Source organism: uncultured Empedobacter sp., from assembly GCF_937930195.1.
GTDB lineage: Bacteria > Bacteroidota > Bacteroidia > Flavobacteriales > Weeksellaceae > Empedobacter > Empedobacter stercoris.
Genome location: NZ_CALGVK010000116.1, coordinates 1 through 11865 on the forward strand (window position 1 = coordinate 1; position 11865 = coordinate 11865).

9 protein-coding genes are annotated in these 11865 nt (G+C 31.2%); 7 read left to right on the top strand and 2 right to left on the bottom strand.

Annotated features, from left to right (window positions below; genetic code table 11):
- The 7 genes from Q0616_RS07145 to Q0616_RS07175 form a co-directional block, all read left to right on the top strand.
- The coding region (locus tag Q0616_RS07145; RefSeq protein ID WP_298776101.1) for an SH3 domain-containing protein at window positions 1-738 on the top strand (738 nt) is incomplete at its 5' end.
- 5 nt (window positions 739-743) lie between these two features.
- Window positions 744-1448, top strand: a complete 705-nt coding sequence (locus tag Q0616_RS07150; protein ID WP_286482961.1) for an SDR family oxidoreductase — start codon at window positions 744-746, stop codon at window positions 1446-1448.
- Between the two features lie 123 nt (window positions 1449-1571).
- Window positions 1572-2630: a glycosyltransferase family 9 protein gene (locus Q0616_RS07155; protein ID WP_260541793.1), complete on the top strand. Its 1059-nt coding sequence runs from the start codon at window positions 1572-1574 to the stop codon at window positions 2628-2630.
- Window positions 2631-2735: 105 nt separating this feature from the next.
- Window positions 2736-3449, top strand: coding sequence for a glycosyltransferase family 2 protein (locus Q0616_RS07160; protein WP_188319320.1), 714 nt, complete (start codon window positions 2736-2738; stop codon window positions 3447-3449).
- Window positions 3449-4084 carry a lipid-A-disaccharide synthase N-terminal domain-containing protein gene (locus tag Q0616_RS07165; protein ID WP_188319319.1) on the top strand — a complete coding sequence of 212 codons (636 nt, stop codon included), beginning with the start codon at window positions 3449-3451 and terminating at the stop codon, window positions 4082-4084. The genes Q0616_RS07160 and Q0616_RS07165 overlap by 1 nt, the downstream gene beginning before the upstream one ends.
- A complete protein-coding gene (locus Q0616_RS07170) occupies window positions 4068-5699 on the top strand; it encodes a glycosyltransferase family 39 protein (RefSeq protein ID WP_298776110.1) in 1632 nt (543 codons plus the stop codon). Before Q0616_RS07165 ends, Q0616_RS07170 begins: the two co-directional genes overlap by 17 nt.
- Before the next feature lie 54 nt (window positions 5700-5753).
- Window positions 5754-9176, top strand: coding sequence for a hypothetical protein (locus tag Q0616_RS07175; RefSeq protein ID WP_298776113.1), 3423 nt, complete (start codon window positions 5754-5756; stop codon window positions 9174-9176).
- A 46-nt stretch (window positions 9177-9222) separates the two neighbouring features.
- Here Q0616_RS07175 and Q0616_RS07180 read toward each other — a convergent pair whose 3' ends face one another.
- Together Q0616_RS07180 and Q0616_RS07185 are read right to left on the bottom strand one after the other, a co-directional pair.
- Window positions 9223-10230, bottom strand: coding sequence for a hypothetical protein (locus Q0616_RS07180; protein ID WP_298776116.1), 1008 nt, complete (start codon window positions 10228-10230; stop codon window positions 9223-9225).
- Between the two features lie 24 nt (window positions 10231-10254).
- Complete coding sequence (locus Q0616_RS07185) at window positions 10255-11586, bottom strand: hypothetical protein (protein ID WP_298776118.1); 1332 nt, start codon at window positions 11584-11586, stop codon at window positions 10255-10257.
- Between the last annotated feature and the right edge of the window lie 279 nt (window positions 11587-11865).

Below are 11865 nucleotides of genomic sequence, written 5' to 3' on the forward strand. Positions count from 1 at the left end.
TCAATTGCGTTTTCGCAAGAAATTTATCAAGTTATTGCACAAGAAGGATTGACGATTAGAACTGCTCCAAATGGCAAACGTGTCGGAAAAATTCCATATGGTTATCCTGTTAAAATTTTAGAAAAAGGAGAAGCTTTTTCTATCAAAGATAGTGGAAAAGCGAAAAGTGGAAATTGGGTAAAAATTGATATCAGTTCTTCTAAATTAATTTTGGACGAAGGAGTGAATGAAGCCGTTTTACAAAATGATTTGTACACATTTAGTGGCTATTTGATTACACAACAAAATTTTATCAATCAGTTCGAAACAGAGATTGCTACACATCCTGCATTTAACGAATTTTATTTGGCAACTGCTTACAAATGTTTTGCGATAAAAGGTGATTTTTTTGGCGATGGTGTGGTTGATTATTTATATCGAATGATTGATACAAAGGGATATACGCGTCTGTATATAGTCAATAATTTGAAAAAAGGGAGTCAGATTTATGGATTAGGAGGAGAAAAAGATCCGTTCAAAATTAAAAATTATGATTTCGGAACGTTGATGATGATTCCAAAAGGAACGCCTCTTTATTCTAATTACAAAGATGGAATAAAGCGTAATTTAAATGGCGTTTCTAAAAATGAAATTGTAACTTTAGAGTATGATGCAATTTATGTACATCAAGAAAATGCAAAAGAAGGCGGTTATATTTACCGAAAAGATGGCAAATGGAATTGGTTAAATCAAAAATAATTATAATGCAAAATATAGAAAATAAAGTCGCGTATATTACAGGAGCAACAAAAGGAATTGGGTTAGGAATAGCAAAAGTTTTAGTTGAAAATGGACTTAAAGTTGCTATTTCAGGAAGAAACATAAATGATGTCGAAAAAGCACGCGAATACTTAGGAAAAGATAATGTTTTGGCTATTCAGTCAGATGTTAGACATTTCGAAGATGAGCAAAATGGTGTAGAACAAATTATTTCTGCTTTTGGTCGATTGGATATCGTCATCGCGAATGCTGGTTTAGGGAAATTTGCACCAGTAGATGAGCTTTCTTTAGAGGATTGGAACGCAATGATAGACACTAATTTAACAGGTGTTTTTCATACAATAAAAGCTTCTGTTGAGGCTTTAAAAGTGTCAAAAGGTTATTATATTTCGATCGCATCTTTAGCAGGAACTAATTTTTTTGCCAATGGTGCTGGATATAATGCTTCAAAATTTGGAGTAGTAGGGTTTACACAAGCAGCGATGTTAGATTTAAGAAATTATGATATCAAGTGTACAACGATCATGCCTGGTTCTGTAACATCTCACTTCAATGATCATGTCCCAAATTCTGAAGATGGATGGAAAATTCAGCCCGAAGATTTAGGACAAATGATAGTTGATTTGTTAAAAATGAATTCAAATGTTTTACCAAGTAAAATAGAAGTTCGTCCAACCAAAACAAAATAATGCAAAGGCCTCTAAAATGAGGTCTTTTTTTTGAAAAAAATAGTTGTAATTACCGATAGTTTACATAGTTTCGTGAAATATTTTAGATTGCAATATAAGTAATCTTCAAACGAACATTCTTTAATGAGTTTTAAGAAATCAATCAATCATTTTCGACGTACAATAATGCGTGGATTAACTGGAGGTATTGGCGATGGAAATTTGCCAAAAATAGAAAAAGATGAACTTCTTGAATTAAGAAGAGTATTGATAAACAGACCTAACCAACGTTTAGGAAATTTATTGTTAATAACACCTTTAGTACAAGAAATTATAAAAGATTTTCCAGAGGTGAAAATCGATTTATTTGTAAAAGGAAAGGTTGCTCCAATTATTTTCGAAAATTATCCACAAGTTGATCAAATAATAGAATTACCCAAAAAACCTTTTAAAGAATTAATTAACTACGCGAAAGTGTGGATGAAAATCAAACAAAAAAAGTACGATTTAGTCATTAATGTTGATAAAAATTCTTCTTCGGGTCGACTTTCTACTTCTTTTGCGAATTCTAAATATAAAATTTTTGGGAGTGAATTTGAACTTGATACAACTCAAGAAAATCAACTTCATCAAGCACAATATCCAGTTTATCAATTGAGAAAATTTAAAGAATTATTTAAAAATAAGCATGATCATTCTCCCATTCCATCTTTAGATATTCAGTTAACAGAAAAAGAGGTTCAAATAGGAAAAGAAACGCTTGATCATTTGACTAAAAATAAAGCAAAAAAAACATTAGCATTTTTCACCTATGCAACAGGTACGAAATGTTATGTAGCCGATTGGTGGACTGAATTTTATGAGGTTTTCTATCCAAAATATTCAGAAGAATATAATTTAATTGAGATTTTACCTGTCGAAAACATTTCAATGTTAACACATAAACTTCCTACTTTTTATAGCAAAGATGTAAGAGAAATTGCTGCAGTAATGAAAAATTGTGAATTTGTAATTGCTGCTGATTCTGGAATGATGCATCTAAGTTGTGCTGCTCCAACAAAGACAATCGGATTATTTAAAAGTGAAAGTTTTTTGAAACGCTATAAACCTTACGGAGAAGGAAATGCAGTAGTTTTAGTAAGTGAGGGCGATAAAGATAAGAATCGTATAATTCAAGAAATGGATAAACTACTTTCTGTTTAATAATCAATATATTTAAATAATTGACAATAAACAAGTTGGTCTAAGCATTAATGTCTTATTTTTTATTTAATATTTCATAGCTTTGAACTTTGAAATATTAAATAAATGTCAACAGAATTCACAATTATTATTCCAATCTATAACGAAGAAGATAATTTGTTACGTTTGGAAAATGAGATGAATAAGTATGTAAAAACCGCTGTAAAATCAACTGAAATTTTACTGATTAATGATGGTTCTAAAGATAAAAGTTTACCATTAATCAAAGAAATCTGCCAAAGAAACGAGAAGTTTCACTACATATCTTTTGATAAAAATTATGGATTGTCAGCTGCAATAAAAGCTGGTTTTGATTCTGTACATTCGAAATGGGTAGGTTATATTGATGCAGATTTACAAACAGCTCCCGAAGATTTCAATAAGCTTTTAGGTTTAGCAGATCAATATGATTTGGTTACGGGTGTTCGTGCAGATCGTAAAGATTCTTTTGTGAAAAATATGTCATCTAAAATTGCAAATTCAATCCGAAGAGCTTTTACAAATGACGGAATGGATGATACCGGTTGTCCATTAAAAGTTATCAATGCTGATAAAGCGAAAAAGATTCCAATGTTCAAAGGGTTGCATCGTTTTTTACCAGCTATGATTCTACTTCAAAACGGAACTGTAACTCAAGTTCCCGTAAAACACTTTCCTCGAATTGCAGGCGAATCGAAATTCAATTTATGGAACCGTCTATTAGGTCCTTTGATGGATTGTTTTGCATTTGTTTGGATGAAGAAAAAATACATCAATTATAAGATTCAAGAAGGAGCATAATGTCAAATTGGATTATAATTAGCATTGGATTTATTGCGCAAACGCTTTTTTCAAGTCGGCTAATTTTGCAATGGATTGTTTCCGAAAAAAATAAAAAAGTACTTACACCAAAATTGTTTTGGGAAATTAGTCTTTTTGCCTCTGTACTTTTATTTTTATATGGTTATTTGCGTCATGATTTTTCGATTATGTTAGGTCAAACGCTAACATATTACATTTATATCAGAAACATACAGTTGCAAAATCATTGGCACGAATTCCCGAAAATTGTCCGTATTTTCTTGTATATTTTTCCTGTGTTAATTGTTTTGTATGGATTTAATAACGGTATTTTTGATGTAGATTTACTATTTAAAAACGAAAAAATTCCGACATGGTTGTTATCATTAGGGATTGTTTCTCAGGTTCTTTTCACCTTTCGGTTTATCTATCAATGGCTCTATTCTGAAAGAAAAAATGAATCACAATTACCAATGGGATTTTGGTTAATTAGTTTATCTGGGTCCTTATTGATTTTAATTTATGCAATTATCCGAAAAGATCCCGTTTTATTTGTTGGGCATTTTATGGGATTCATTGTTTATGCTCGAAATATATTAATCAAACGAAAAGAAAAAAATGGTTCAGTGGATTAAACAAAATTCAGTTTTATTTTTAATCATTGTGACAATCTTGATGTTGTTTGTCAACTTAGATGTTCTACAAACCAACATTATGGAAGCGAGAAATATAATTTCTGCGAGAGAAATGGTGAATGATGGAAATTGGATTTTTACTACACTTAATGGTTTACCTCGATACGAAAAACCACCTTTACCAACATGGATTACAGCTGTATTTGGAAATGTTTTTGGTTTCGAAAATTTCTTTTGGTTACGCGTTCCAGTTGTTTTAATTACCATTTTATTAGTTATTTGGTTTTATAAAACGTTAACAAAATTCGATTTAACAAAACAGCAAGTTGTAAATTCTTCATTGGTTTTGATTACGTCGTTTTACGTTTTTTTCTCAGGAAGAGATAACAATTGGGATATGTACACGCATAGTTTTATGATGGGTACAATTTTCTTTTTAGTGAAGGAATTTCAAGCAGCTAAATTTAATTTATTCAATTTTATAGTTGCATTTTTCTTCTTAGGATGTTCGATCATGAGCAAAGGTCCAGTTTCGTTGTATGCCTTGTTTTTGCCATTTTTAATTGCTTATTTTATAGTTTTTAGACAGAAATTAGGTAGAAATTTAAGCATCGCTTTATTGACGATTATATTGGGTTGTGTTGTAGGATTTGCTTGGATGTTGTATGTAAAATACTTTGATGCTGAGCACTTTTTAGCAGCTTCTACAAAAGAAGTAAACAATTGGCACAGTTACAATACTCGCCCAATTTATTATTACTGGAGCTTTTTTACACAATCTGGTTTGTGGACAATTCCAGCTTTGGTAAGTTTAATTTATCCTTATCTGAGACATAAAGTAACCAATAAAAGAGCCTATCAATTTGCATGGTTATGGACGGTTTTTTCTGTGGTTTTATTATCGTTAATTCCAGAAAAAAAATCAAGATATTTATTACCAGTTTTAATTCCATTAGCGATGAATATTGGTTTTTATATCGAATATTTAAGATTAGAATTTAAAAACTTTAGCAATAAACTTGAAAAATATTTTACAAATTTCGCTTTTGGTTTATATGGTTTAATTGGAATTGTAATCGCTGTAGGTGTTTTTATTTATACAAAAGATCGGTTATCAGAATTTTTGGTTTGGTCGATTCCGTTTGCGGTTGTTGGATTAGTTTTAGGTCTATCAATACTCAAAGGATTAAAAATAAAATCTTTCGAACAAGTATTTTATTCCACCGTATTATTGATGTGTTCAGTTGTTGCATTTGGCTTTCCACTTTCAAAATTAACATTTTCCGAGGAACTGTATTCATCAGCTAAAAATCTTCATAGATTAGAAAAACAATATCAGATTAAAACATACGAAACGCAAAGTTTTGTACCAGAAATAGTGTTAGATTATGGCACTTCTATTCCGGCAATTTATGATGGAAAGAAGCTAAATTTTCCGAAAGAAACGAAATTTGGAATGTTAGCAAATCAATCCGATTCAATTTTGATAGCAGAACAATTTAAGAATTATTCGTTTCAAAAAATTGGCGTTGTCGATTTAAATCATTCGTCAAAAAATCAAAAAAATTATAATGATCGTATTCAAAAGGATTATTATTTAGTTCAAAAAAAGTGATTTACATTCGAGTAAAATTTTTAACCGAAAATATCGTTATTTATTAAAAATCTTTTGCAGTTTCGCGTTTTATTCTTTCTGAGTTTTTGGTTAGCAAACAGTTTTGTTTTTGCTCAAAATTTTGGTTGGAAAAATCCAAATTTCAGACAAGATTCTGTTCTAATTTCAGATACCATAAAACTTCAGTATAAAGGAATTTTAACCGAAAAATATCAAGTTTTAGATTCTGCAGGTCATGCAATTCCAAAAGATCATTATTCAATTAATTTTGATCGAAACGAAATTTATTTCACAACTTCGTTAGCAAGACAAATGGTGAGAATTCAATATTTCGTCAATCCGAAATTGGTCGAATCAGTTTTCTACGCAAAGAATCCGTCGATTATTGTGAAAGATGACAAACCTGTTAACATTTTTTATCAACTCGAACCCGATTCAAAGCAAGCAACCAAAGATATTTTTGAAGGATTAAATAGCAAAGGGTCGATGGTTCGTGGAATTCGTTTTGGGAATAACCAAAGTGGCTCTGTACAATCTTCGTTAGACTTGGAGCTGTCTGGTAAATTATCGGATGACATTACAGTAAGTGCGGCAATAGCGGACAATAATGTTCCGATAGAATCTGATGGTTATACGCAGAATTTACAAGAATTTGATAAAGTTTACATCGAATTAGCCAATAAAAATTCTAAAATTAGAGCAGGACATATTGATATTAACACCAATCAAGAACGAGATTTTTTCAATCCATTCAATCAAAAAGTAACAGGTTTACAATTATCCACGCAATTAAAAGGTGAGAAATCTTCGACAACTATTTTTGCTTCAGGAAGTATTACACGAGGCGAATTTATGCGTGTTAATTTTGTAGGACAAGATGGTAATCAAGGTCCTTACCGCCTTTCAGGCAAGAACAATGAGCTGTATGTGATAATTATTTCGGGAAGTGAAAAAGTTTACATTGATGGTGTTCAATTAGAGCGAGGAGAGCAAAATGATTACGTTATTAATTACAATACGGGAGAAATTTCGTTTACGTCGAACCGATTAATTACTGCAAACACGCGTATTAATGTCGAGTATTTATATAATTCGCGCAATTATTCCCAAGTTTTACTTTACGGTGGAGCTGAGTATGAAACAGAACGATTAAAACTGTCAGGTTTTTTCTTTTCTCAAGGTGATTCGAAAAACAATTCGCTTGGAAATGATTTAACAGATGATGAAAAACAAATTTTGGCCAATGCAGGAAATGATCCAGCTAAAATGTACACTGTTTCTGCTGAAAGAATAAGTTATGATTCGAACCGAATTTTATATCGAAAAGTGAACTTAAATGGCTTAGATATTTTTGAATATTCGACTGATCCAAATGACGAATTGTATCAAGTTGCGTTTACGTATGTCGGTGCTAATCAAGGAAATTATCGTCAAATAAATGCAAACCAGAACGGAAAAGTTTTTCAATTTACTGAACCTGTTACGGGTGTTTTACAAGGCGATTACGAACCAATTAAGCAATTGATTTCCCCAAAGAAATTACAGATTTATACACTAAATGGTCAATATCAGTTGAAAGATAATGGAAATATTGGTTTTAATGTAGGATTGAGTAATTATGATCAAAATTTATTTTCTTCGATTGATGATAACGCTAATTCTGGATTAGCAACCCGTGTTTATGGTGAAAAAACATTTTCTTTTAACGATTGGAAAATTACACCTTATGCAGAATGGAATTTTATCAACAAAAACTACAAGAGTGCCGAGCGTTTACGTGCGGTAGAATTTGCGCGTGATTTTAACTTGGAACAAGAATTAAGTGGCGTAAATCAGAATTTTATCACAGCAAAAATCAATTCAACTTGGAAAGAAAAATTTAACGCACAATACACATTTGATTATCTTGAAAATACAGGCCTGTACAAAGGTTTGAGAAATCAAATAGATGCGAATTATAAAACAGAAAAGGATGAGATTGTTGCGCAAGCCAATATTTTATCAACTAATGCAACGCTTCAAAATACCAATTTTGCACGCTACATGATTGATGGAAAACGAAAAATTGGATCTAAATTTTGGGTTGGTACGCGTGTTTGGGGAGAAAATAATGATATCGATGATTTGGTACAAAATGAAAAATCGAATTTGAGTTTTAAATGGAATGAGTTTCAGTTGAAAGGAGGTTTTGCAGATTCTATTGGGCGAAAAATAGACTTAACGGTTTATCAACGTCAAGATGATTCGGTTCGTTTAGGGACTTGGCAAAATATTCAACAAAGTAAAGGACTAATTTTTAATTCATCTCTAATTCAAAAACAAAATCATCAATTAGGCATAAATTTTCATTATCGACGAGTAAATTATCAATTTTTGGATGCGGCAAACGAAGATTTTATGACGGGTAATGTGAAATGGTACAAAGCTTTTTTCAATCAAGGATTGCAGTTAAATGTAGATTATGAAGTGGGGAGTGGAGTAGAGCCGCAGCGAGAATTTCAGTATGTAAAAGTTTCGGATGGAATGGGGATTTACAAATGGACGGATTATAACGGAGATGGAATAGAGCAAATTGATGAGTTTGAAGTGGCAGAATTTATCGATCAAGCAAATTATATTCGTGTATATACGAATACAATAGAGTATTTAAAAACAAATAAAAATCAATTCAATTTTACGTTACGTTTTCGTCCAAAACAGGTTTTCAATACGGAGAATGAATTCTGGAATCGTTGGATGTTTCAACAAAATATTTCGGCAGGTAATTCTTTACGCAAAGAAGGTTCGACGTTAGAATGGAATCCTTTTACAAAATCTGCTTTGATTTTAGGGAAAACAAGAAGTATTCGTTCATCGATTTTCTTTAATCAAGGCACACAATATAAATGGTCGACGAATTTTATTTATAATCAACAACAATCCCAAACCTATGTTTATACAGGTTCTGAATACCGCGATTCGGATAGTTATTTGTTGCAAACACGTTACAAGATTTTAAAAGATTTGATTGCGAGTTTTGACACAGAATATATGGTAATTAATAGCGATTCGGAGATTTTTGCAAGTCGTCGTTACAAGTTAAACAATCTTCGTTTATTGCCAAAAATCAGTTATCAAACGGAGAAATCAATTGTAGCTTCGTTGTTTTATAATTATCAGAATAAGAAAAATGTTTCTGGAGAAGAGCAATTAAATCAGTCTGATTTGGGTACAGAATTGCAATGGAATAGTTCGGAAAAGATGAGTTTGTTGGGAAGTTTTAGTTTTATCAACAATCAATTTGTGGGTAATCAAGAATCAATTGTAGGAAATCAAATGATGGAAGGTTTACGAGCAGGAAATAATTTTGTTTGGCAATTGCAATTGCAACGACAAATCACAAGTTTTCTGCAATTAAATATTTCGTATGATGGACGAAAAACGGAAGAGAATAAACCGATACATACCGGAAGCGTACAAGTACAGGCGAGGTTTTAAACAATAAAAAAAAACGTTTTGAGCTATTCAAAACGTTTTTTTATTCTTATTCAATTTTACCTTCGTAGAAAACAGGGTTTCCTTTTTCGTCAAAACCAATTATGGTTAATTTATAATTCCCTGGACTATCGTTGTTAAAATATTCGATGGATGTATTTTCTCCTGGTTCAATATATAAGTTTGGATTCCAAAATAAAGTACTTCTAATGTCATCTGGAACTTCGGAGTATAGAGATTCATAATCATCAAGACTAAAGTATGGGAGCGAATTGTTGTATCCACCTAATTGAATCAAATTATTCGTTAACATTGGTGTGTTGTCAATTGGCGCATCACTTCCTCTTTTGGTGTAAATAGCGATTGCATTTCCTAATAAACCTGCACCTTTGAATACTTTTACCATGGCAATATCTCGAATGTTTATTCCGTTTAGGTTGTCTGGAGAAATTTTCATTTCATTTAGATAAATATTAACTTCAGCATTTCTAATTTTTGGAATACCGTTAGAAACCGTAAGTCCAGCAACTCTTCCAGCTAAAAAATCAACCACGTTATAATAACCTTCGATGGGTTGAGGTTCGTTTACAAAATCAATTACTGTTTCGTTAATATTCTTAAACATTCCACTGCTCAATTCTTCGTTTAGCTTTATTGTTTTAGATTTACTATCGGCTTTTACCACAACTTCTTTTAATCGAATACTTTTATCATTAATGATTTTTATATTCTTCTTATAGGTATGTTGTTTTTCAATCTCTTTACTGTTTGCTGCATCCGATATTTCTTCTAACACATAAGGTGTAGCAGGTAATTTAGCTTTATACGCTTTTGTTTTATAATTTGGAGCAACCGATATAGTCAATGTTCCATTATTAGCGGGTTTAGAATTTTCCGAATTCAAAAAATAATTCATCGCCATAGGACCATAATAGAATAAATTATTCATTTCGAAACTTCCTTCGTAATCAGTGGAAAGTGTAGCAAAATTCTTCGGACTATCTTGCATTTTGTAGATAATACTCAATTCAGCATCGCTTAATTCTCTTCCATTCATGTACGCCTTTCCTTTATACGATAACTAACGTTTATCAGTTTCAAAATCAGGTTTTACAATGTTTCCTACGATGATATCTTCCCATGTGAATCTTCTCCATTTTTCTGTAATAAGTAGGGCATCCAAATTTTCAGAATATTCATTGTTCTTGAAATATTGAGCAGGATTGCTGATGTTTGAGGTGAAATCTCGCGACAACCAAATAGCCGAAAGTAAATTGTCTTCATCATTCTCTTTTTGATCTTTAATGACTGAAGCGAAGTTGATTTCTTGATCAGATTCAAGTTGTATTGTATTTAATTCGCGTGGACGAGTAGTTGTTTCGAAAGTAATGGCGGGTTTTTTATACAAATCATTGCGATTAATAAAGAGTAATCGATTGGCAATTTCTTGATCATTTTCATTGAAAACGGTAATGTTGAGAACTCCTTTATCATTCTCTAAAACTTCATTTGGGACAAGTGTAGATGCGGTTTCGATACTTTTTATAATCTGAGAACTCATCACAAGTTCATTGTTTATTGTACCAATAATTTTATGGTTTAACAAGGGATTTTCTTGATTAATACTTTTCAGTTGTATCATAATATCCTTGCTGTTACGCACAACTTTTAATAATACGCCTTCTTTTTTCGGTTCAGGTAAATCAATAATTTGTTGAATTCCTTTGTCATCAGTTATTTGTACTTGATAGAGTTTACCTTCTTCTGCTCTCAATGAAAATGTAGCCACGTTTTCATCTAAATTTTCAAATGTTGATAGTTGGTTGGTTGGATTGTCTTTCTCGAAAACAATTCCACGCCATTTTTTAGGTAACTTTCCGTCAGATTTTAATCGTACAGCGAATTTTGTCGTTTGATTTTGAATAAAATTTCCTCCTTCAGCGTGCGCTTTTGCATTCCATTTTAGGTTTTGATTTGGAACGATTTTTAATTTAGAATTTGGATTGAAAATCTTGATTTGATTAATGTATTGAAATTGCTCAGGAAAAAAAGTCATGTGAGTTGTGTACGCTCTCACAAAATAAATTCCTTCTTCATGTTCAGCTTTTGTGTTTAATGTTCCATCACTTTCTCCATTTATAATCGGCACCAATTTTCGGTTCAATAAGTTTTTATCTTTATCATATAATTCTACGATTAGATTGGTAGAGATCAAACTTGGTTGATATCCATTTAGTGTATAAGCTTTGAACCATATATTGTCTCCAGCAATGTAGTCTTGTTTATCAAATAATAAATAAACTTTTTCTTGTGCATAATTTGTCTGAAGACTTTTTATGGCTGTTTTTAATTTGGATTGCGCAAAAGTTGTAACTGTAATTAAGTATAATGCGAGTAAATAAAAATATTTCATGCGAGTATAAAATTATTTCGATTCAATAAATCTTAATCTTTAAAATTATTATTAACTTGACAGATAAAAAAATAAACATTTGTTAATTTTTTTTAATTGATAAAATCGATTTTATTTAATGAGTTGTTGAAAGATTTTTTATAAATAAACAAGCTGTTAGAATCCTCAAAAAAAAACAGTCAAATCTATTTAAGATACGAAATTTTAATTTATTTAGAGCTATTGCATATCATTTCAAATGAATGAATTATTGATGAATTTTACTATAGAAAAGTTAAT

Bases quoted from the DNA above. Each gene is read 5' to 3' on its own strand.
- Q0616_RS07150 (WP_286482961.1), top strand. From the start codon at position 744: ATGCAAAATATAGAAAATAAAGTCGCGTATATTACAGGAGCAACAAAA.
- Q0616_RS07155 (WP_260541793.1), top strand. From the start codon at position 1,572: ATGAGTTTTAAGAAATCAATCAATCATTTTCGACGTACAATAATGCGT.
- Q0616_RS07160 (WP_188319320.1), top strand. From the start codon at position 2,736: ATGTCAACAGAATTCACAATTATTATTCCAATCTATAACGAAGAAGAT.
- Q0616_RS07165 (WP_188319319.1), top strand. From the start codon at position 3,449: ATGTCAAATTGGATTATAATTAGCATTGGATTTATTGCGCAAACGCTT.
- Q0616_RS07170 (WP_298776110.1), top strand. From the start codon at position 4,068: ATGGTTCAGTGGATTAAACAAAATTCAGTTTTATTTTTAATCATTGTG.
- Q0616_RS07180 (WP_298776116.1), bottom strand. From the start codon at position 10,230: ATGAATGGAAGAGAATTAAGCGATGCTGAATTGAGTATTATCTACAAA.
- Q0616_RS07185 (WP_298776118.1), bottom strand. From the start codon at position 11,586: ATGAAATATTTTTATTTACTCGCATTATACTTAATTACAGTTACAACT.